The following is a 20,910-nucleotide window of genomic DNA, read 5'->3' on the forward strand; positions in this document are numbered from 1 at the left end:
GTCACAGCGTGGTGGGTGTCAGCCACACATCCGCATCGAGCAGCCCCTCAGGCACGGTCGCCGCCCACTGCGCGACTTCGGGGTCGATCCAGGCGAACTGAGCCGTCACGATGGGCTGTCCCTCTTCGCTCGCCGATCGGCCGGTCGAGGTCATCCGCCAGCGACGTGCCGACAACTCCTGCCGCAGCCGGTCCTGCACCGCGTCGATGTCGCGCCGTCGATATCGGCTGGCGACGACGCACAGAGCCGCACCGAAGAGGGGACGCAAAGCCCGCTCGGCACGCTCGGGGTCTTCTGCGGCCACCACCAAGACCGGCTGCGCCGGCCGGGGATGGAACTGCGTGATCTGCGTGATCGTCAGCTCCGCCCATTCCTCCCGCCGCGGCGGAGGCGCAGGGAGGTCGGCCACCGTCATGGAGCCCACGACGGGGACGACCGGCCAGCCGGCCGCGGGAGGCGAGCAGGGCGGGCTGGTCCATCTGGTCCGCTCGACGTCCGTGGCCGGCATCGGATCTTGGGCGCGCGTGTGCAACTCACCGTGGCGCCACGCCGCGGTCAGCGTGGCCCAGCCCTCGATCACGCCACCGGGATGGTCCTCGCGCCGGTCGAGGCGATCCACATCGACGCCGTGCGCGCGCAGGGCGTGCGGGCCCGCACCGGGCGCTCGTCGCGGGTGGATCAGTGGCAAAGCCCGCAGAAGGGGCCGTTCGAACCACACCGTCCCGTCGATCACCAGGACGCGGCCGGCGGCCCGGGCGAGGACCCCGTCGCGCAGCACCCATCCGGTCAAGTCCACCCGGCCAGTATCGCCCCGCAGTCACGGGCAGCCGACGCCCAGCGCCGTCAGAAGCACGTTGTCGACCATCGCGATGGCACTGGCCTCGTCGAGCCCCCTCGCGCAGCAACGCAGCACGGTGAAACGCCACCGAGCCGACGACGGCGGCGAGAACGGACTGCTCGCTGGTCCGCGGCCGCCGAGCCGGACCAATCGTCGTGAGGCGCCCTGCGGAAAGGGCGCGCTCGTCATGCGCTATCGCCAGGGGGTTGTCTGCGCTCCGCTCTGCGTCCGGCTGCACGTACCCGGTCCACCGCAGCTGAGCCCGGCCTCGGGAGCGCTCATGTGCGCTGCACGGCGACCACGCCATCGCGGTCGGACCGCAATCCGGCGAGCCGCCGATCCACCCGGTCGGCGGCGTCCGGGCGCTCGAGTTCCCGGTAGAGCCTCCGGGCTTCCCGCCACGCCGCGCGAGCCTGCTCGAGCTCACCGAGCGCGGCGCAGGACTGCCCGAGGTGATCGGCGGTCTCCGCTGCTCCGTAGGTGTTGCCCAGCTCGCGTAGCAGGGCGAGAGCCTGCCGGTAGGAGTGGATCGCCTGCCGGTGGCGGCCGTCGCGGTGCGCGATGAACCCGGAACTGTACAAACTGGACGCTTCGCCTTCGCAGGCCCGGTGCTGCCGGAACAGGGTCAGCGCGGCTTCGCTGCGGGCGTGAGCCGTGTCGGTGTCGCCGGTGAGCGCCGCGCACCAGGCCGCGGCGTTGAGCGACTCCGCCTCCCACACCGGGAAGCCGAGCGCCCGGAACTCCGCCAGCGCCTGCTCCGCGTGCCCGAGCGCGCGCCGGTGCTCCCCCAGGCGGCCCAGGACCCGGGTGAGCAGGTGATGGGTGTGCGCCGCTTCGACGCGCTCGTGGTGGTGTTCGGCTTCGGCGAGGGCCTGCAGCAGGTGGTCGACCGCCGTGTCATGCCGGTCCAGCCGCGAGCAGCTGTACCCGAACAGCCGGCGGGCGCGGATGCGGGCCGCGGGATCGGGCAGGTGCTCGGCGGCGTCGAGCGCGGCCCGCCACACGGCGAAGGCGTCGCGGTGCAGCCCCCGGCGCAGGTGGTAGGTCGTCAACGTCCACGCGAGCTGCCACACGATCGCGTGCCACCCGTGGGTGGCCGCGATCCGCTGGGCGGCCAGCAACGTGGGGTGTTCGACGTCCAGCCAGGCGAGCGCCGCGGGCACGTCGGGCAGCGGGTGCGGCCGGGTGCCGGGGGTGGGCGGGCCGAGCCGCACGAGGGGTGTGTGCGGATTCAGGAGGCGGTCGGCGGAGTGGGCGGTGTGCAGGGAGAAGTCCACGATCCGGCGCAGGGCCGCCGTTCGTGACGACGCGGGCAGGGTCTCGGCCGTCTCGGCGGCGTGGCGGCGGACGAGGTCGTGCATCGTGTAGCGGCCGTCTGCGTCCGGATCGACCAGTGACGCCTGTTCCAGAGCGCGCAGGAGTGTCCTGGTGTCGTCGAGGGACTCCCCGGCCAGGCTAGCGGCGCCCGGCAGGCCGGTGCCGGGCCCGGGAGCGATGCCCAGCAGGGCGAAGAGCGTGACCTGGCCGGAGGTCAGGGACCGGTGGGACCAGGACAGCACGGTGGGCAGGCTCGCGATGGCGTCGCCGCTGTCCAGCGCCTTCAGGCCGTGATCCCGCAGTTCCGTGGCGAGGGCGGCCAGCCGCAGGCGGGGCCGCGTCTGGGCGTGCCCGGCGACGATGGTCAGGGCCAGCGGGAAACCGCCGCACATCCCGGCAAGGGCGGCGACCGGGTCCGGCTCGGCCGCGGTCCGGGCCGCGCCGAGTTTCGCGGCCAGCAGGGCGCGGGACTCGGTGCCGGACAGCACGTCCAGCGGCAGGTGCCGCGCGTCGTGCCCGGTGAGCAGGCCGGGCAACCGGTTGCGGCTGGTCACCAGCACCGTGCACGACTCGCCGCCGGGCAGCAGCGGGGCGGTCCGGGCCGCGTCGACGGCGTTGTCCAGCACGATCAGCATCCGTTTGCCCGCAACCAGACTGCGGAAGAGCGCGGCCTGCGCGTGGTCGTCGACCGGCATCGCGGCGGGATCGACGCCCAGGGCGGCGAGGAAGCCGCGCACGGCGACCGCCGGCTCCATCGGCTCGTCCGGGCCGAAACCCCGCAGGTCCACGAACAGCTGCCCGTCCGGGAACCGGTCCAGCCGGCGCCGGGCCCAGTGCAGCGCCAGCCAGGTTTTCCCGATCCCGCCGGCGCCGGCGATCGCCGCCACGGCCACGCCGCCGCCTGGCCTCGGAATGGCCAAGGCCGCGTCGAGGCACTCCAGTTCGTGAGCGCGGCCGACAAACGTTGCGGGTACCGCAGGCAGCTGACGAGGCGGCGTAGGCACGGAAGCCTCCGCGGCCACGACGAGCGCCGGATCGGCAGCCAGGATCCGCCGGTGGAGCTCCTGCAGCTCGGCACCAGGGTCGGTGCCGAGGTCGGCCACCAGCCGCTCCCGCAGCCGCCGGTAGTGCGCCATCGCGTCCGCGGTCCGGCCGGCGCGGTGCAGGGCCAGCAGGTAATGCCCGGCGGTCCGCTCGTCCAGGGGGTGCTCGGCCGCGCGAACGGCGAGGCCGGTGACGAGGGCTGCCCCGTGCCCCAGCTCCAGCAGCGCGTCGGTCAGGTTCTCTTCGGCGTCCAGATGCTCGCGGTGCAACTGGTCACGTTTGGCGTCGACCCAGTCGCCGGTCAAGCCGGTCAACGCCTCTCCCCGCCACAAGCCCAGTGCTTCTTCCAGCGATCGCACGCGGCTCCGCCCGGTCTCGGCGCGGGCGCGGGAACACAGGGCCCGGAAGCGGTGCAAATCGGTCACCAGCGGCTCGAGGTCCACCGCGTAGCCGCCCGGGCGCCGCCGGATGACCGCATCCCCGTCTCCCACGGACGCCAGGATCCGGCGCAGCCTGGTGAGGTAGTTCAGCAACGTCTTATGTGCCCGCAGCGGCGGCTCGCCGCCCCAGACCCGGTCGACGAGCCGGTCCACGGAGACCGCCCGGCCCGCGTCGACGGCGAGGGCGGCCAGCACGCACCTCTGCCGGGCCGGACCGAGGTCCACTACGGCGCCATCGACGACCGCGACCACAGCTCCCAGCAGACGGATCTCCACAGCCGCCTCCTCACCCGGACACCTGCTTACCCACTACGACCAGCGGATTGTGCGAATTCACGGACGATTCACACGAACGGCCGTCCACGCTGGCGACAAAGCAACCGCCTGCTGGTCTTCGCGGCAGAGGAAGGACTCTCAGCCGGACCGCAGTCGAAGCCGCCCGTACGCGACCGGAGGTCAGCTCCGCACTATCCGCCCACCGAACAGGAGAACGGAGAACCACCATGCACCGCATCTTCACCAAGGCATCCATCGCCGTGTCCAGCGCCGCCGTACTCGCCGCCGCCGCGGCGGCGCCGGCCGCGGCGGACAGCGCCGGCACGGCCCAGGGCACCACCGCATCGGTGCTCTACATGGAAGCGGCAGGACTGCAGGATTGCCCGTCTGGGTACGTGTGTCTGTGGCAATACCGCGACTACACCGGGGCGATATTCGGCTGGCCGGAAGGTACCTACAACGTCGACTTCCGAACCCTTTTGTGTCCGGGCTGCAGCGGGGGCGATTTCCACGACGACGCCAGCTCCTGGGCGAACTTCACGCGACGGAACTACTGCGTCTCATGGGGCACCAACGGCGGAAACCCGGACAACACCATGCCCAGCGGGCGCGCCGGGAATTTCACTCCCGAGTGGGACAATCAGGCCTCGTCGATCGGCTTCATCGGCTGCCCGTAGTCCCAGACGACGCGAACACGTCAGTTCGCCTGGAGCAGTCAGGCTTTGAGCCTGGAGAGTGACGAGACGGCCTATGCCAGCAGTACGCGGTGACATCGCGCCGAGGTGGTGAGTTCGGCGGCCGGGCAGGCCCGGCCGGTAGGACACCTCGTCATCTCAACGTGCGGATCTGGAAGGTGGCGCAGCAGCCCGGGCGTTCCACCAAACAACTTGGCCCTTTCGTAGGCCCGCACCACTCCTGGCCGGTACGCCTCGGCCGCCAAGCGGTCGCGCTGAAGATCGCTGCGAGCTCCGCCTGGAACCCGCAGGTGGGCGGCTTGCTTTCGGGCCGCCGGGTCTCCGGTGACCGGCCCGGCGCCGAGTCTCGACGTGGCGAGCTCCGTCCCAGCCGGTGCCTCGAGGCCGCGCCGGCGCCGGACTCGGGCGCCGGCTGCATCGCGTTCTCGCGTGGCGACGCCGGCTCGCCGAGGCCTGACACGCTCGTCGTCGAGGGACTTGCCCTGCGCCGCGCGTGAGTCCGGCGGGACGTCCTTCGGGTACTTGTCCGTCAGCAGGCCCTGCGCGAGCGGTGAGCCTCGCCGGCGAGCTGCAGGGTGACCCCACGTAGCACCCGGCGTCGGCGGCGCGGATCGTGCGGTGGTCACGGCACGACGTCAGCGGGGTTCTTCGCGCCGGAAGCCGAGGGCGACACGCGGTACCCGCTGTCGTTCCTGGAGCCGGTCGAGCGCACCCAGCCGGCGCCGGACCGGTCGGTGCGGGTGCTGGAAGCGTGCCTCGACCGGCTCGCCGAGGCCGGTTTCGGCAGTGACCATGTGGTGCTGTGGGCCTTTTCCCAAGGCGCCTGCCTGCTGTCATGCACGACGGCCACCGAGCTGCTGCTCAACGCCGTGGCGGCGCGGACGTCCGGCTGAGCACACCACCGGCGCCCCGAACCCACTCCGGCCGCTGCGGCTTGACCACCACAGCGGGGCACCGCCGGTGCCGGGCGCGTACCCGTCGAGGCCACGCCCGGCACGTCGGCGTCAGCCCCTCGCCACCGCACCGGCCGCGGCCACCGGACCGCTGTAGGTGAGGGTCGGTCCGAAGCAGACCGACCACGAGTTCGCGGCCACGCCCGACGCCGCGCACTCCCAGGTGCCCAGCGTCGCGGTGGCCGACTTGTACAGCGTCACCTTCGCTCGCACGCGGAAGAGGCTGGACAGGTTGTTGCGCACGATCACGGCTCCCTGCACGCCGGTCCCGGAGACCGTCCTGACCGAGCACACCTGCGCCTTGATGCCGCTGAAGGGTTCCGAGGTCGCGCCGCAGGTCCACGTGCTGGCGCTGGATGTGATCGGGTTGGTGTTGCCGTACGCGCGCCAGGTGCCGGCCGCGTCGACGGCAGCAGCCGCGGGCGCGGCGGTCGCCAGGCCCAGCCCGAGGAAGACCGCCGGCAGCACGGTCAAAGGCAGCTTCTTGTTCATGGTGTCCCCTTTCGCCGAGTGCGCGCCGGCGGCCGGCTTCGAATCCGGCCGCGGTTTCCGGCAGCTGGAACGCCCCCAGGGCTTCGAGCCGTCATCGGCCGTCCCCCGGAGCCCCCTGCGCACCACACCATCGGACACCGCGCGGCTTTCGGGATCCTTTCGACCGGCTGTCGTCCCAGGTCGGTACGAGCGGCGGCATTCCGGATCGCCGGGTGGGGCCAGGTGACCACCCCGCCTGCGGCGCACCGCCTGTCAGCGATCCGAAAGTGGCTCGAAAGCGCCCGGCTGTGTCATGGGTTCGCAGGACCACCACCCACTTGCGAGGAGAACCATGCGACACCTGTGCAAACGCTTGACCGCGGTGACGTTGATGGCGGCGGCGGCCGCGGCGGTGCCGGCGGCGCCGAGCTACGCGGCCACCGGCTACGACCGCTGTCCGAGCGGTTACTTCTGCATCTTCGCCGACGCCAACGGTGGCGGCACGATCGCCTATTTCCGCTTCGGCTCACCGGATCTGCGTCAGCAGCACATCGACAACGCCGCGACGTCGGTGTGGAACCGCAACGCGTTCGCGTTATGCGATTCGTACAACTACGCCGGCGTGATCACCGATGTCTTCCCGGGCGCCCGTTCGAACCTGAGCGCGAGCGAAGACAACCGGGCGAGCTCCGTGAACAAGGGCGCCCACAGTTGCTGACGGTCGATCCGCCGCACCGCGTCGAGCGGCCCGGCCATGGAAGAGAAAGGATCGGAATGTCGATCACCCGAAGAAGACTGGCGGCCGGAGTCGTCGCGGCCGTGCTCGCCACTGCCGTGTCGTCCGCGCCGGCGGTTGCGCAGGAACTGTCCCCACGCGACGACGTGCACATCCTGTTCAACTGCGGCAGCTACGACTCCAACCGTCCCGTCACGCGGACCCAGACCCTCACGCGGTCGCTTTCCTGGGTGCAGGAGCGGGTTCCGTACAGCCAATCGAACTGTCACAGCAATGAGTGGGGCAGCTACCGAACGGACTGCTCCGGTTTCGTGTCGATGGTGTGGGGCCTCAAGTACTCCTACACGACAGACACCCTCGACCAGGTGTCGCATCCGATCGCCCGGGCCGACCTGCGGGCCGGGGACGCGCTGCTGCGACCGGGCCACGTCGCACTGTTCATCGGCTGGGAAGACGCGGCCGAGACGCAGCCGCGGGTGCGGGAACAAGCCGGTCCGGACGGCGCGCCGACGCGTGAGGGACCGTGGTCGCAAGCCTACGCGGCGACGTACACCCCGGTGCGGTACGACAACATCGTCGACAGCAGCGGTCCGCGCAACGCGCCCGACGGTTCGGACATCGACGGTGATGGCGAAGCGGACCTGCTGGGCCTCAAAGCGGACGGTGCGCTGTTCTACTACCACAACGGCGGAACGGCGGACGGCCACCCGTTCACCGGCTCCGGCACCCAGATCGGCACGGGATTCGGGACCTTCAACTGGATCGACGGCGCAGACATCTCCGGCGACGGCAGCGCCGATCTCCTGGCCCGCAAACCCGACGGCACGCTGTGGTACTACGGCAACAACAGCTCCCACAACCCCGGCGGGGTCCCGTTCACCGGCAGCGGCACCGTCATCGGTACCGGTTTCGACAACTTCACCGAACTCACCTGAACCCTGCGCCGGGGCCGCAAGTGCGGCCTCGGCGCAGGTTCAGGGAGTGGCGTGTCGGACACCGTTGCTGCCCGACGGTGGAGCGTCGCGTGAGGCGTTGTGGCGGCCATGGCTTCTGCGCTCGGCGTAAACCGAAAAGCCGTCACGACCTTGCCGGCGCGGGGCGTGGCCGGCCGTCGCCGGGCAGCGGCTACGGCACGGGTCAGTGGTCGTGAACCAGCGAAATCCGTGGCCGCCGCCGCGCTTCAAAGGACTTCAGATCACTGCCGGCGCCAGTCAGAACGCGTCCGGGCGGGCGATCGCAGCTCGGATTCGACGGCCGCGAGCTCCCGGAAGTGGCGCTGGTAGTCGATCGCGATGACCGGGTGGCGTGCGACGAGGGCGTCGAGCTCCGCGCGCAGCGCGCGCGCCCGGTCGCGGTTCCCGAGGAGGTGGTGGGCGCGGGTGAGGTCGCAGAGGGCACCGCACTCCAGCGCGGTCGCGCCGACTTCGCGAGCGATCTGCACCGCCGCGTCGAGGCTGCGTTCGGCTTCGGCGGGCCGGCCGTGCGCCAGCAGCGCCCGGCCGTGGCCCTCCCTGGCTTCGCCGATCTCCCAGACGGCTTGTTCCTCCTCGCAGATGGCCAGGGCGCGTTCGGCGTGGGTCAACGCTTCGGCGGGGCGGCCGAGGTTGACGAAGATGTCACTGAGCACGCCGTTCGCGGCCGCCACGCTGATGGGGTTGCCGGAGCGGGGCGCCAGTTCCAGTGCACCGCGCGCGGCCTCGAGCGCCTCCTCGTGACGATCGAGGGTCGTGTACACCGCGGCCAGGTTGAACAAGCACATCGTCTCGCCGTCGATGGAGGACACTTCGCGCCAGGCCGTCAGTGCGTGATCGAACTCGGTGATCGCCGCGGCGTGGTCGCCGATCGTCCGCAGGGCGAGTCCCAGCCCGTTGCGCATCCACGCCTCTCCGGTCCGGTCGCCCGAGCGCTCGGCCGCGGCGAGACCGGTCCGGTGGGTCCGGAGGAACAGCGTGCATTCGCCGCACATCAAGAACACGTGGGCCATCGGCCGGGCGATCTGCCAGGCTTGCCGGTCCAGCCCGGTTTCGTACGCCTTCTCCACGGCCGACACGAGGTTCGCCTGCTCGGCCAGGATCCAGGCGGCCGACTCGTCGGCTTCGGTGAATCGCTCGACGGCGTGGCCTTCGGCGCCTTCAGGCTCGGTGTAGGGCCGGGAGGCGTCGAACGCGTTGACCGCGCAGGCGGCGTACCAGTCGACCAGCCGGGTGGTCGCGGCTTCCGCTTCACCGTCCGTCGCGGCCAGTCCGGCCGCGTATTCGCGCAGCAGGTCGTGCAGCTCCCAGCGGTCCGGCCGTCGCTGCTCGGCCAGGTGCGCGGCGCTGAGCTGGTGCAGCAGCCGACGTGCTTCGCAGACGTCCACAGCCGCCAGCGCGGCGGCTGAACGCACCGTGATGCCACCGACCGGGTGCGTGCCGAGCAGCCGGAACAGCCGCGCGGCGGGGCCGGGCAGCGCGGCGTAGGAGCAGGCGAACAAGGCGCCGAGGTTGCTGTCTTCGCCGTCGCCGAGGTCGAAGCCGCGCAGCCCGGGAGCCTCGTCGAACTCGGCGACAACCTCCTCCAGTGACCGGCCGGCCTGCCGGTTGACCCTTTCGGCGAGGATGCGGATGGCCAGCGGCAGCCCGGCGCACAGTTCGAGCGCGCGCCTCCACGCCGCCGTGTCCGGCAGGGCGACCGCGCCGGCGAGGAGCCCGCTGAGCAGTTCGCTGCCGTCACGGCGGTCGAGGCGCCGGACGGCGACCGGGTGCGCGCCGTACCGGGCGATCAGCCCGCCGAGCCGGTTGCGGCTGGTCACCAGGACCAAGCACCCGGGCCCGGGCAGCAGCGGTCGCACTTGCGCGGTGTCGCGGGCGTCGTCCAGCACCACGAGGTAGCGGCGCCCGGCGGTGCGGGAGCGCCACAGCGCGGCACGGTCGTCGAGGTCGGCGGGCACTTCCTCACCGGTCACCCCGGTCGCCCACAGCAGGCGGGCGAGCAGTCCCGCCGGGTCGGCGGGCGTCCCGGGTCCGAACCCGGTCAGCTCCAGGAACAGCTGCCCGTCCGGGAACTCCGCGGCGACCTGGTGCGCGAAGTGGACGGCGAGCGCCGATTTGCCGACCCCCGCGGTCCCTTCGAGCACCGCGACGGTGGTGTCCCCCGAGTCCGGAAGCAGGGTCTGCAGCTGGGTCAGCTCGCGGATCCGGGCGGTGAACCCGCCTACGTCGCTGGGGAGCTGGCGGGGCACGGGCCGTGGTCCGGCCGGTGCCGGCGTGGGCGCTGGTGCGGGCGGACGGTCCAGCGCGGCGTCGGAGGTGATGATCGCCTGGCGCAGCTCGCGCAGTCCGGTGCCGGGCAGGAGGCCGAGCTCCTCGTCGAGGGCGGTGCGGACGCGGTCGAACACGGCCAAGGCGTCGGCCTGCCGTCCGGCCCGGTGGAGAGCGAGCATCAGCTGTTCGTGGACGCGTTCGCGCAGCGGGTGTTCGGCGGCCAGTTCCGTCAGTTCCGGGACCAGCCGCAGGCTCTGGCCCAGGGTGAGCAGCGCGTCGGCGCGGGCCTCTCGCACGGCGAGCGCTTCTTCGTGCAGCGCGGCCACGACGTCGCGCTGCAGCACTTCGGACGACACGGTGGCCAGCGGTTCACCCGACCATTCGGCGAGCGCCGCGTCGAAGGCGGCGACGGCCTCGACGTGTGCGCCGTGCCCGGCCGCGGCCCAACCCCGGGCGGCGGCCGCGCGAAACCGGATCAGGTCGATCGCGTCATCGGGCACGCTGAGGCGGTAACCGCCCTGTTCCGTCCGCACGACGTCAGCGGCGCCGAGCGCGCGGCGGAGGCGGGAGACGTAGGTCTGGATGGCTGCGCGGGCGTTGCGCGGGCCGTCGTCGTCCCAGAGCCACCGGGTCAGCTGGGCGACGGTGACGTGCTGCTTGGGATGGGTCAGCAGCCCGGCGAGCACCACGAGCGGCTGGTCACCCTCGATGGAAAGGACGACGCCGTCCGCATTCGCCTCCACTGGCCCCAGTACCCGAAACCCCAACCCCATGCTGTGCAGTATCGCGAGGAATCACCGGGTGCGCGAGTACGGATGCCGGCGTACCTTCCCGTGCTGACCACACCCTGGTGCTGACGAACTGCTGCGTCGAGGCGCCGGGTGACGCCTGGCCGCCCTGCTCGCATCGCGCCGGCAGTGGCCGCTGCGCGACCTCGTCGCCCGGCTCGAGGTCGGTGAACGCACGGTTCGCCGTGACCTGGACACCCTGCGCGGACTCGGTTATCCGGTCACGACCGTCCGCGGCCCCGATGGCGGCTACCGGCTCGGTACCGGACACCCTGCCGCCGCTGCTGTTCGATCACGATCAAGCACTGGCGGTCGCCGTCGCGCTGCACACCGCGCCCAGCACCGTGTTCGGCCTGCAGGCCGACACCGCCCGAGCCTTGGCCACCCTGGAGCAAGCCATGCCCGAGACGCTGCGCGCCGCGATGGAATCCCCGCGGCCGACCCGCCTGCAGAACTACTGGGAATTCCCCGCACCACCCATCGATCCGGCTGCGCTCGGCGCCGTGCGGCACCGTCACGTCCTCGTCACCGAACTCCTGCGTCCCGACGCAACCCGCCCGGCCCTCGAAGAGCAGGACTTCGCCGCGGCCCACCGGATCGAGCCCCACCACCTCGTCGTGTGAGCGAGCCGGTGGTATCTCGTCGCCTACGACCTCGACGACCATCAGCGACCGTCTCCGCCGCCTCGCCGCCATCCAGATCGTCAAGCACCTCGACACGCACCTTCTGCGCCATCACCGCCGCGCCTCCGCGATGGACACCTGGCTTGTGAGGGCGGACCCGGCCGTGTGAATCAGAGCCGTGGCTGCGGACGCTCACATCCGGCGAAGCGTCTCCACTCGCCAACGGCGACGCAAGGTGCTGCTCGGCATTCGAATGCTTGGCAGGTTCCGAGGCCGGCGATCCGCCGCGCTCCGGGCCATCGGTGCGTCACCCGTCTCGGTGATCTCTAGCGCCGGACGTCATTGTCGCCGCCGCGAGCCCTCTTGACTGGTGCTGAGGTGATCGGTCCGGCACGCCCCCCGACCGTCCCGATCATCGACAGTCTGGCTCGGCGGCACAACGCCCCCCGATGTGCCGCCGAGCCCTAAACTCCCCCGCGCCTTCAGCGGAGCGCGAATCGTCACACGACGAAACGCAACATCGCCGGTCAATGAGCCGGAAACAGGTCAGCCCACAGCACACCATCGCGGTCCAACCGCGGCATCGCGTTACGAGTCACGATCGGTCTGCGACAGTCCCGTGAAGATGCGGGGAGCGAGACGAGGACCAACGACCGGCAGGTTCGGCTGCAAGCGAGCAGTCGCACAATCCGTACCGGCGGTGATGAGCTGCAGTACTCCGGCGTCGCCGTGTTGCACATCGAACGCGGAGAGCTGGTCGTGCAGCCCTGGGTCCCGCTCGGCGCGGATCCCAGCTGCGCCGACGACGAGACGTTCATCGCGACGTGACGGGCGGCACTGCGATGGAGCCAGGACAGTGACGGCGCGTTCGGCGGGCGCAGTGCCCCGTGAGCGCCGCTCAGCCGTGACTGGCGGCGAAGCCGACCGCCACCCAGCCCGTGCCTTGCCGGCGCAGCTCGAAGCCGCAGGCGACGGCGCCCGGATCGGCGCCGTGCAAGGCTTTCACGCTCGCCCACGAGTAGTCCCCCGGCTCGTCCGGGCGGCTCGGCGGCGACCAGTACTGCGGCGAGGTCGCCGCGCCGCAGCTTCGTCTGATCGCCGCTCTCGCTGAACCCAGCCCCGGGCTGGAGAGGGCGGGTTCGATGGCCATGGGCTGGGGTCGCTGCCCGGTGCCGCACACGCGAGGGCGCCGGATCCGGCCAACAGCCCGCAAAGCCGAACGGCCGCGCTCCCACTCGAGGCGCGGCCTTTCGTCATCCCCCTTCGCCGGAGGCGGGGCTGGTGGGGATGGGTGGTTTACGGCGTGCTCGGAAGGAGGCAGGCGTAGCTCAGCGGGAGCAGGTTGACGAACGTTCCGCCGGCTCCGGTGCAGATCCTGCCGGCCTCGGTGACGCGGCGGTTGGCGGGGCTGAGGGGGGTGAATACGCAGACGTATCCGACCGGGTTCACGGTGAGGGACAACACGCCGCCGGTTGTGGTGCACAGCTGGGTGGCGTTCGCCGTGCCCGAGCCCGGGCCCGTCGTCGGCGGGGTGCTGGTGTTCTCGCAGCTGGCGTGGATGTCGGGGTCGGGTGCGGGTCCCTGGCAGGTGTCGGTGCCGAGGCCGCCGTCGAGACTGTCCTGGCTGCCGTCGTTGGACGCGCCGATGAGGGTGTCGTTGCCGGCGCTGCCGGAGATCGTGTCGATGCCCAGGCCGCCGGTGAGGGTGTCGTTGCCGGTGCCGCCGGTGAGGGTGTCGTTCCCGTCGCCGCCGTTGATCGTGTCGTCGAAGTCCGAGCCGGTGATCGTGTCGTTTCCGGCGTTGCCGTTGATGGTTTTGCCGGGGTTCGTGCCGCCGCAGTCGATCGTGTCGTTGCCGGGGCTGCCGGTCACGGTCGTATCGGTCTGGGTCACCCCGGCGCTCACGACGCAGTTGACGGCGGCATCGGCGGTCAGCGGGGCGATCATCCACATGACTGGAACCGCGAGGACTCCGGCCGTCGTGGCGACGAACCCCCGACGGAATCGAGTCTGTTGAATTCTCATGGCTTCATTTCCTGGAACGCAATTCAGCGATGACTCACATGGACGCGGCGCGCCAACGTGACTGAGTTGTGCGGATCACAGGCCATCCGCATTCGCCGTACTGCCGGCGTCCGCTCCCGGGCGCAGAAGAACCTCGGCTCGTGATCCGCATCCGCGATCACCGCGGATTTGTCACGTCACCGAGGTCCGGGGCAACGACACACGAATCTACCCCTGCGTCCGCTTGGATCAATACCGCTGTCCCTCGAACGGACGCACATTCTTCGGTTTTGACGGGCCGCCCTCTCGAGGTGCACTCTGCCGGCCGCCTCGCCTCCCGCCGCAAGCACTCGTCAGGCCTGGAACCCAGCACGCCAGAGAGCAGTTGGCTGGTCTTCTTTCTCCCAGGAGGCGGCGTAGGCGAGCAGTCCGGGACGACACCGGAGGGGATGAGCAGCCGTTCGGCCAGGTCATCGACCGGGGCGGGGTGGCGCCACGCGGCGAGGGGGGTGGGGTCCGCGGCGACCCAGCAGTAGCGAGCATCAGCCGTGGACTGCTCGACCTGGGCAGCGAGCCGCCTCGAGGGGCGGTTCCGGCGCCTGACGCCCAGTTGCGCGCGGATCACCGCGTCCGGCGGGTCACCGCGCAGGGGTTCGGCGAGCCACGACTCCGGTTGGAGCGGACCGTGGCCGGCGGCGAAGTAGGCGACTTCCATCACCGGGCAGCCCAGCCGGGATCCGGGACGCCGATCGCGGGGCCGGGGCCGCCGCACCTAGCGTGGCAACCCTGGTTCGTCGCAAGGTCAGAACTGCGGGAGGCAGACGTCGCCCTCATCACCGGTCGTGGCCGCGCGGCGGGCGATCCGGGCGCGGAGCAGCCCTCGCCGGCCCAGTTCGAGGGTGCCTTCGTGCTCGCCGCCGGTGAGGCTGGCGAAGGCAAGCCGGCCGGTGCGGCTGTGGAACGGCGTCTCGACGACGTCCTCCCATTCGGCAAAGTCGATCTGCGGCGGCTGATCGTAGGCCCCAGCCGCACCGCTTGGCAGGGGTCGCCGGCGTGCCTGTGGACCCAGCCGTCACCGGCGGTGGCGTTCGCGCTGGACCGCGCGTCGGTCGCCACCTCGCCGAGCAGTTCGGGGCCCCACGGCTTCACCGCATCGGGGCGTGGCGGTCGGATCAACAGCACGTCGTGGTCGGGCAGGTATCTCGCGGAACAACCAGGCGAGCGCTACCCGGCGGTGAGCGATCACGCTGTACGAGGACACCCTTGTTAACAGCGAGCAGATGCCGGGACCCGACCACCCCACAACCAGGACCATCCGCTCGAACCTCGACAGGCCCGATCGATCTGAAGCTGCCACCGTGCGGTCGTCACGGAACCGGCCGATGGTGGCGCCGAACGTTCGCTCGTCGGCATGAGCGCGCGGCGGAGGTCGTTCACGCCCTGGAGCGGATGTACGTCAGTGCCCTGGCGGGCACCGGGGCTGTCGGGGCCACCGCGGCCGCGCCGGCCGTCGGTACCGGGGTCGCTCTGGCACTGTCGGCGGGCGAGGCCTTCTCGTCGCTCGAACCGAGCGCCCTGTTCGTGCTCTCGGTCGCCGAGGTCCACGGCGTTGCGCTGGATGAGATCGAACGCCGGCTAACGCTTGTCATGGGGATCCTGCTCGGTCAGTCAGGTTCCACGACATTGTCGGTAAGGTCGCCGAGCGCACCGGTCGGCACTGGGGCCGCCAGCTCGTCGGCAAGGTGCCCACGGCGACGCTGCGCCAGATCAACAGCGTCCTGGGCAAAGAACTTCATCACCAAGTACGGCACCAAGCAGGGCACTATCGTGCTCGGCCGGGTGGCTCCGTTCGGCATCTGCACATTGATCGGCGGTGGCGCCAACGCCACGGTGGCCGCCCTGGCAGTCCGAGCCGCCAGACGCGCGTTCGGCCCGCGCCACAGTCATGGCCCGAGACAGAGCTGGATCCCGCTCCTCCCGGCTCAGGGCTCGCGGATCGTCGAGTGCAGGGGCAGCGTCTGGCTTCGCCGCGTTCAACTGAACCACAAGCGGACGCGGGAACCACCTCAGACCTGGATGCAGGCCAAGCTTCACCGTTAGTTGGCAGCCGATCCGGACCGCAGGATCGACGATGTGTTCAGCTGGCACGCCGACCGTGGCGTTCGCCCGGGTTGCGAACACGCCCAGCGTCGACAGTCTCACGACCGCCCTCACCTTCTGTGGCGATCGTCCCAAGGAAGCCGATTATCCCAGGTCGCGCCGTGATCGGGTCCGTCTCACGCGCGTCGGCCGTTTCGGCGAAGGTGCGCGTACAGCGCCCAATAGTAGGCCGCGGCCAGCGATAACAACGCGCCCGTCGCGAGCTGAATCCAGCGCTTCCAGCCGGCCTGGTCGCCGTCGAACGCCAGCAGGATCCATCCGGCAGCGACCAACGTCCAGCCGATCCCGAAGGCCAGCGCGAGCCTCGGATGCAGGCGTTCCCCACCCAGAACCCACCTCTTCGTCACTCCGGCGGGTTACCCTGTGCGCCCGACTTCGAAGCAATGGTTCATGCCCGACCCAGCACGCCGAACTGCGGGCGTCCGACGCCGCCGCCGAAGTGCTGCAACCCCGACGCGGGTTACCGCCTGGCACGATCCGTTGTCGCTTACACCTTGAAAGATGACCTCATCGCGGCATGGGAGTGCCTCACCGGTGTGGCTCCTCGATGCAACGGTGTTGGCAAGGGCGCCGACAGCAGAATGAGCCACACCTGGTGGCACGTGTGGCTCGGGTGGTGGAGTGATCTCGTTGGCCGACCTCGGCGAGGCCACCTCACCAGCGAGCGGACAGCCGCAGGCCTCGATGACGCCAGTGCTCGTCGACCGGGTAGGGCTATGCCGGTGGACCATCCATTTGTCGCAGCTCAGGGGGCCGACTGCGGATGGCGTGTCCATCGCAACGGAACGCGGAGAACACCTGACCGCCGCGCACAGCGCTATAGTGGTGGCGGCATTCTTCGACGCAATGGCGACAGTTTCGCCTGCCCTTCCCGGTCGCCGATCTCGAGCTCACACCGTCGGATCAGCTCACCACGGCGTTGCTGCACACTCCTGCTGCCGTGTTGGCGCGACACCGGCGTTACGAGCAGTCACTCGACGCACTTGCGGGTTTCTACGACCACACCGCCAACAAGGTCGACACGGTCGGGCGGTCGCGACCGCGCAGGGAGCAGGCGCGACGGTGGTCGTGGCGGGGTTGTCGGTGTCGATGTCGGCGTCGACCTGCCACTGCGGGACGTGAAGTTCGAGGGCGGTTCGCGACACGACAGAACGGTAGGCCATAGCCGATTAAAATGGTTGGTCGCGCAGACATGCCGAGACAGATACACAACCTCCATTCTGCCGGTCGCGGGAAAGATCCCAGCCAGAGATGTGCCACTGCTTACAGAATTGCCGCCCCTTAAGCCCACGATGGCGACGGCCCTGCTGGCGGCTCTTCGATTACAGGAAGCTCTTGCCTCAAGATGCCGGGCACGAAGTCGCCCTTCCAGTCTGTCGTGCCCCACAATATTTCTGCCACGTTGGCCAACGCATTGAACTCATCTTTGGATATTCTTACCCTCTGACCGGCAAGTGATCCGGTGTGATACTTTTTCCAGTACCAATTTGGCCGGAAGAGTCCCCGATCCGTCTCCTGGAGCGAGTATACGCCACTTTCATCTTCGAGCAAGTACGGCGCCGTCACATACTGTGCAAGCTTGGCATCCCGGAACATGAGAAAGATGTCGAGAATCTGGAGCGCAGCAAATGCGCCTATCTTAACGCCTGCGCCGAACCTCTGCCTAGGGCCTATCCGGACCCCGTGTACCTCGCCCCACTTGTCGATATTGGCCTCCGCAGCCGGCGGCTTCTTGGGATCGTTCAGTTCCCTACGTCCGATGCCCTCGGTGAGCGCAGCAGCGCGTTCACGTTTCAAAGCAACCTGCTCGGCCGACCGGAGAGCCTCGTTGGTTGCGCTCCTCAGGCTCTGCTCTCCAGACTTCGCCACATCCAAGGATGCCTTGATCTCGTAATAGTCAATAATTGTCGACTTGCTCCTCGCAAGTTCTCGCCAGGTATGTTGGTCCTTGAAAATTCTCTGGACGAGTGAACGCAACGTGGAACCCGTGTAATATACGGCTTCACCACTTTGCAAGTCTCCACGGATAACGTAAACGTACCCGATCTGGACAGGTTGCGCGGCTACGGCCGGCGGCACCGAAGGCGGTCCGGGAACGCGCTGAACCGCCAGCCCATCGGCGAAATTGCAGATTGCCGAGTTGCCTGCCAGGCGTTGCAGTGCAAGCATTCTCTGGGCATCCGGCACCTGCAGAGACAGCGTCTCACGGGGAGGTCTGCCGGGAGCCGGATCGTCAAGTGATCGCCGAGGCTGCGAGCTGGAGTTGCCTAAGCGTCGTTCCGCAGCACCTGACAGGCTGCGCCTGCCCTCTTCCGACACAGCACTCCTTCACGCCGAGAGATCTGAGGGGCACGATTGTCTGCGCCCGCTCGCGTCCTTGACCGGCTAGCCGCTACAAGAACGGCTACTTCTGTTCTGAATTGTACGACAGATAGTTCTCCACGTGATTTTACGTGACTCCACTCTGAAAGTTCAGCCCTTCCGTACGAACCGCAGGTACAGAACCGGTGCCCGATCGGGCATGCACCCTGTTCCACACGTCCGGCTTGCCGCAAGCCCCAGCACGGCTGCCAGACGTGGATTTCTTGCGCTGGTGTAGCGCTCGGTGGCTGATCCGCGGCTAGCCGTCGAGTGAACCCTGCCACCGGCTGATGCTCTCCTGGGTGCGCAGCAGGTCCGGATGCCGGGATTCCAGCGCCTGTCGCTGGCTGGACAGCACCGCTCGTAGTTCGGCGACCGCGCGGGTGCCCTGGCCGCGCCGGGCGAGCAGTTCGGCGAGCCAGTACCGGCTCGTCAAGGTGTCGGCATGAGCGTCGCCGAGCACTCGCTTGCGGGCCGCGAACACAGCCCGTAGCTCGCGTTCAGCCGACTCATGGTGCTGTCTGTGGATCAGGACCTCGGCCAACCCCTGCCGTACTTCCAGGGTCCACGGATGTTCTGGCCCCAGGACTTCTCCGGCGACGGGGAGGGATGCTCGATACTCGGCTTCAGCCGCGGCGTAGTGGCGTTGCCCCGCCAGCGCTTGCGCCAGCCCCCGCCAAGTACGCAGGGTGTTGGAATGCTGCTGTCCCAGTGCCGAACGCTGCCGAGCCAGGATGGTGCGGAACTGAGCCTCCGCTTGCTCGTAGCAGCCTCGGTGGTTCAGTGCCTGACCGATGTCCGATCCAGTCAGCAGGGTTTCGCGAGAGTCGTCACCGAGCACTCGGTGCTGGATGTCGTGCACCGCCCGCAACTCGGTTTCGGCTTCGTCATACCGGCCTGTTCGCATCAGCAGATCGGCCTGGTTCATTCGGCTGGAAAGAGTATCGACGTGGTCGGGACCGAGCACTCGGGTCCGTTCGGCGACGACCTCGGCGAAATCGTTGGCCGCGTCCCGGAATCGGCCCAATTCGAAAAGCGCGGTCGCGATATGGTGACGGGCGTCCAGGTACTGCGGGTGATCCGTCGACATCAGCCGGCGAGCAGATTCGGTGGTCGCGGTGGCCAGGCCGAGGGCGGTGAGATGGTGGCCAGAGCGGGTCAGACCCCAGCTCGTGATGTTCGCGGCGCGGAGCAACGCGAGCTGGTCCGCCCGTGCAACGGTCTCGGCGGTAGTCAGCGCGTGGAGGAGATGCGCGACCAATGGCGGCCACCGATGGTACTGGGCAGCATCGTGCGCATCCCGATCGCGGACCGCGGCAGCCAACAGAGCGATCACTGTGGCGCGGACCTCGTGCTTCACGTCCGGGTGTTGCGACAGCCAGACGGCGCTCACTTCGAACACCAACGGGTGCGCGACCAGAGACGCCACCTGTTCCGGTCCGGACCCATCGAGATCCAGCAGCCCCAGCCGGCACAAGGCCGCGACCGTGCTCCGGTGAGTCGCCGGGTCGTACCCGGCTCGCCCTGCCGGTGACGAAGCGCCGTCACGCCGCCGGCGGAGAGGACCATACTTCGTCCCTGTGCCGAATAGCCGACTGCCGTACAGCGCCGGACTGTCGAAGATCCACACTGGTAGAGGGGCGGATGCGAATCCCCCGATCAGCCGCACGAACGTCCGGGCATGCGGCAAGCCTTGGCGACTGAGCAGGTCCAGTGACGCGTCCCAGGCTTCCTCGAGTGCCGCGAGCGGCCGTGTCCTTGGCCCCGCCGTGCGTTCCTGGTCCAGGATCGCTTGATACGCCGCGAAGCTGCCGACTCCCTCCAACTGTGCGTGAGAGGAACTCAGATACCTGCCGGCCGCGCAAAGCGCCAAGGGCAGCCCACCGAGCCGGGACGCCAACGCGGCGGCGTCACGCTCGCTCCCGGCGTGTGGAGCGAGGTCAGCCACGACCTGGGCGGCATCCTTGGTCGGCAGGGCATCGATGCGGTGCATCACAGCTCGGGTCCCCCACACCTCGGCCGAGGTGACCCGGCTGGTCACGACGACAAGGCCGCGATGCGAACCCCGCACTACGCCATTGCCGTCTCCGACCCCGGCTCCGTCGGCGGCCAGCATGTCGGGCTGGTCGGCGTTGTCGATGACCAGTAACCAGCGGTCGAGGCCGTTCTCCAGGTACCGCCACACCAGGTCGACGACGCTTCGCACCCCGGACAGTGCCTGCTGCACCTCTCGACGTGTTGCCCCGAGACCGACTAGCAGGTCCAGCAAGTCGTTGCTGAGCTTCTGGCGGTCCCTCACCGTCATCCACCAGACCGTCACGCCGTCAGCCGAAGCCTGCTGTGCCACCGCCAACGCCACTGTGGTTTTGCCGACACCGCCCAATCCGCTCAGCACATGAAAGCATCCCTGCGGGGTGCGGTACTCGTCGGCCAACGCAGCGATGAGGCTGGATCGTCCGCGCACGCGTCGCGGGGCTGATCCGGTCGGCGGATCGAGCGATCCGCCCCGCAACCGGACCGCCCCTTTCGGTATCCCGGCCGCTTGGACGGTCCGATCGCCGCTCGCCCGGACAGCCCGCCACATCTCCAACGTTGCCCAGCCACCGGCGAAGACCACCAGCCCCACACCGGTCGACCACGTCCAAACAGATGTCGCCACATTGGTGAACACCCCGGCACCCACTGCCAGGACGGTGGACAGTCCTGCACCGATGCCCCGGCCTGGGATTCGCCGACGCACACCCACCCCCGGATCTGTCGACCACAGCACCTGCGGGTCAGTTCGTCGCCATTAAGCATCACATGTCCAGGGCTTCGTTGTCACGTGGCAGAATCGAGAGCCGGATCTGCTCAAGATCGCAGATCGGAATTTGACCTTAATGTCGATCAGTGCCTCTTCTGCATGCGCCCGTGGTCGCCACTAAAGCGTCCGTTCATCGGCAAGTGCGTGCGTCGCCGGCTG

18 protein-coding genes and 1 pseudogene are annotated in these 20,910 nt (G+C 69.5%); 10 read left to right on the forward strand and 9 right to left on the reverse strand.

All coding sequences use genetic code 11. From position 1 onward, the window contains the following. Window position 1: 1 nt before the first annotated feature. Together ACH54P_RS12855 and ACH54P_RS12860 are read right to left on the reverse strand one after the other, a co-directional pair. Window positions 2–796, reverse strand: coding sequence for a hypothetical protein (locus tag ACH54P_RS12855; RefSeq protein ID WP_489912604.1), 795 nt, complete (start codon window positions 794–796; stop codon window positions 2–4). Between the two features lie 320 nt (window positions 797–1,116). Then, window positions 1,117–3,915 (reverse strand): AfsR/SARP family transcriptional regulator, encoded by a 2,799-nt coding sequence (locus ACH54P_RS12860; protein WP_489912605.1) that lies wholly within the window; start codon window positions 3,913–3,915, stop codon window positions 1,117–1,119. Between the two features lie 227 nt (window positions 3,916–4,142). Between ACH54P_RS12860 and ACH54P_RS12865 the strand changes: the two genes are divergently transcribed. From ACH54P_RS12865 to ACH54P_RS12875, 3 genes are all read left to right on the forward strand, one after another. Beyond that, complete coding sequence (locus ACH54P_RS12865; RefSeq protein WP_489912606.1) at window positions 4,143–4,592, forward strand: peptidase inhibitor family I36 protein; 450 nt, start codon at window positions 4,143–4,145, stop codon at window positions 4,590–4,592. A gap of 161 nt (window positions 4,593–4,753) precedes the next feature. Further along, window positions 4,754–5,107: a hypothetical protein gene (locus tag ACH54P_RS12870; protein WP_489912607.1), complete on the forward strand. Its 354-nt coding sequence runs from the start codon at window positions 4,754–4,756 to the stop codon at window positions 5,105–5,107. A gap of 78 nt (window positions 5,108–5,185) precedes the next feature. Then, window positions 5,186–5,503, forward strand: a complete 318-nt coding sequence (locus ACH54P_RS12875; protein WP_489912608.1) for a hypothetical protein — start codon at window positions 5,186–5,188, stop codon at window positions 5,501–5,503. Window positions 5,504–5,614: 111 nt separating this feature from the next. Here the strand turns inward: ACH54P_RS12875 and ACH54P_RS12880 are convergent, their stop codons facing one another. Then, window positions 5,615–6,055 carry a hypothetical protein gene (locus ACH54P_RS12880; protein ID WP_489912609.1) on the reverse strand — a complete coding sequence of 147 codons (441 nt, stop codon included), beginning with the start codon at window positions 6,053–6,055 and terminating at the stop codon, window positions 5,615–5,617. 331 nt (window positions 6,056–6,386) lie between these two features. Between ACH54P_RS12880 and ACH54P_RS12885 the strand changes: the two genes are divergently transcribed. Then, window positions 6,387–6,752, forward strand: coding sequence for a peptidase inhibitor family I36 protein (locus ACH54P_RS12885; protein WP_489912610.1), 366 nt, complete (start codon window positions 6,387–6,389; stop codon window positions 6,750–6,752). A 56-nt stretch (window positions 6,753–6,808) separates the two neighbouring features. Then, entirely contained in the window at window positions 6,809–7,705 is an 897-nt protein-coding gene (locus ACH54P_RS12890) for an FG-GAP repeat domain-containing protein (protein WP_489912611.1), read from the forward strand. Window positions 7,706–7,965: 260 nt separating this feature from the next. Here ACH54P_RS12890 and ACH54P_RS12895 read toward each other — a convergent pair whose 3' ends face one another. After that, window positions 7,966–10,785: an AfsR/SARP family transcriptional regulator gene (locus ACH54P_RS12895; protein ID WP_489912612.1), complete on the reverse strand. Its 2,820-nt coding sequence runs from the start codon at window positions 10,783–10,785 to the stop codon at window positions 7,966–7,968. Window positions 10,786–10,936: 151 nt separating this feature from the next. Between ACH54P_RS12895 and ACH54P_RS12900 the strand changes: the two are divergent. Both ACH54P_RS12900 and ACH54P_RS12905 read left to right on the forward strand, forming a co-directional pair. Further along, window positions 10,937–10,996: pseudogene (locus ACH54P_RS12900) on the forward strand (hypothetical protein); the annotation flags it as partial. 46 nt (window positions 10,997–11,042) lie between these two features. Further along, a complete protein-coding gene (locus ACH54P_RS12905) occupies window positions 11,043–11,423 on the forward strand; it encodes a hypothetical protein (RefSeq protein WP_489912613.1) in 381 nt (126 codons plus the stop codon). An 898-nt stretch (window positions 11,424–12,321) separates the two neighbouring features. On the opposite strand, the gene ACH54P_RS12910 is transcribed toward ACH54P_RS12905, so the two are convergent. Both ACH54P_RS12910 and ACH54P_RS12915 read right to left on the reverse strand, forming a co-directional pair. Next, window positions 12,322–12,573, reverse strand: a complete 252-nt coding sequence (locus ACH54P_RS12910; RefSeq protein WP_489912614.1) for a hypothetical protein — start codon at window positions 12,571–12,573, stop codon at window positions 12,322–12,324. Window positions 12,574–12,719: 146 nt separating this feature from the next. Next, a complete protein-coding gene (locus ACH54P_RS12915) occupies window positions 12,720–13,370 on the reverse strand; it encodes a calcium-binding protein (protein WP_489912615.1) in 651 nt (216 codons plus the stop codon). Between the two features lie 742 nt (window positions 13,371–14,112). Here ACH54P_RS12915 and ACH54P_RS12920 point away from each other — a divergent pair. Both ACH54P_RS12920 and ACH54P_RS12925 read left to right on the forward strand, forming a co-directional pair. Next, window positions 14,113–14,697, forward strand: coding sequence for a hypothetical protein (locus ACH54P_RS12920; RefSeq protein WP_489912616.1), 585 nt, complete (start codon window positions 14,113–14,115; stop codon window positions 14,695–14,697). Between the two features lie 179 nt (window positions 14,698–14,876). Next, on the forward strand, window positions 14,877–15,527 hold the full coding sequence (locus tag ACH54P_RS12925) for a hypothetical protein (RefSeq protein WP_489912617.1): 651 nt from the start codon (window positions 14,877–14,879) through the stop codon (window positions 15,525–15,527). Between the two features lie 176 nt (window positions 15,528–15,703). Here the strand turns inward: ACH54P_RS12925 and ACH54P_RS12930 are convergent, their stop codons facing one another. Next, window positions 15,704–15,934, reverse strand: coding sequence for a hypothetical protein (locus tag ACH54P_RS12930; protein ID WP_489912618.1), 231 nt, complete (start codon window positions 15,932–15,934; stop codon window positions 15,704–15,706). A 337-nt stretch (window positions 15,935–16,271) separates the two neighbouring features. Here ACH54P_RS12930 and ACH54P_RS12935 point away from each other — a divergent pair, with 337 nt between their 5' ends. After that, window positions 16,272–16,709 (forward strand): NACHT N-terminal helical domain 7-containing protein, encoded by a 438-nt coding sequence (locus tag ACH54P_RS12935; RefSeq protein WP_489916410.1) that lies wholly within the window; start codon window positions 16,272–16,274, stop codon window positions 16,707–16,709. A gap of 159 nt (window positions 16,710–16,868) precedes the next feature. Here the strand turns inward: ACH54P_RS12935 and ACH54P_RS12940 are convergent, their stop codons facing one another. Together ACH54P_RS12940 and ACH54P_RS12945 are read right to left on the reverse strand one after the other, a co-directional pair. Then, a complete protein-coding gene (locus ACH54P_RS12940; protein WP_489912619.1) occupies window positions 16,869–17,564 on the reverse strand; it encodes a hypothetical protein in 696 nt (231 codons plus the stop codon). Between the two features lie 643 nt (window positions 17,565–18,207). Beyond that, window positions 18,208–20,619 (reverse strand): tetratricopeptide repeat protein, encoded by a 2,412-nt coding sequence (locus tag ACH54P_RS12945; protein WP_489912620.1) that lies wholly within the window; start codon window positions 20,617–20,619, stop codon window positions 18,208–18,210. Between the last annotated feature and the right edge of the window lie 291 nt (window positions 20,620–20,910).

This window comes from Amycolatopsis sp. N2S4-7, from assembly GCF_058119595.1.

What these genes read in the sequence shown, in the direction of transcription:
- ACH54P_RS12865 (WP_489912606.1), top strand. Translation starts at nt 4,143, where the DNA reads ATGCACCGCATCTTCACCAAGGCATCCATCGCCGTGTCCAGCGCCGCC.
- ACH54P_RS12880 (WP_489912609.1), bottom strand. Translation starts at nt 6,055, where the DNA reads ATGAACAAGAAGCTGCCTTTGACCGTGCTGCCGGCGGTCTTCCTCGGG.
- ACH54P_RS12885 (WP_489912610.1), top strand. Translation starts at nt 6,387, where the DNA reads ATGCGACACCTGTGCAAACGCTTGACCGCGGTGACGTTGATGGCGGCG.
- ACH54P_RS12890 (WP_489912611.1), top strand. Translation starts at nt 6,809, where the DNA reads ATGTCGATCACCCGAAGAAGACTGGCGGCCGGAGTCGTCGCGGCCGTG.
- ACH54P_RS12895 (WP_489912612.1), bottom strand. Translation starts at nt 10,785, where the DNA reads ATGGGGTTGGGGTTTCGGGTACTGGGGCCAGTGGAGGCGAATGCGGAC.
- ACH54P_RS12905 (WP_489912613.1), top strand. Translation starts at nt 11,043, where the DNA reads ATGGCGGCTACCGGCTCGGTACCGGACACCCTGCCGCCGCTGCTGTTC.
- ACH54P_RS12910 (WP_489912614.1), bottom strand. Translation starts at nt 12,573, where the DNA reads ATGGCCATCGAACCCGCCCTCTCCAGCCCGGGGCTGGGTTCAGCGAGA.
- ACH54P_RS12915 (WP_489912615.1), bottom strand. Translation starts at nt 13,370, where the DNA reads ATGATCGCCCCGCTGACCGCCGATGCCGCCGTCAACTGCGTCGTGAGC.
- ACH54P_RS12925 (WP_489912617.1), top strand. Translation starts at nt 14,877, where the DNA reads ATGTACGTCAGTGCCCTGGCGGGCACCGGGGCTGTCGGGGCCACCGCG.
- ACH54P_RS12935 (WP_489916410.1), top strand. Translation starts at nt 16,272, where the DNA reads ATGACGCCAGTGCTCGTCGACCGGGTAGGGCTATGCCGGTGGACCATC.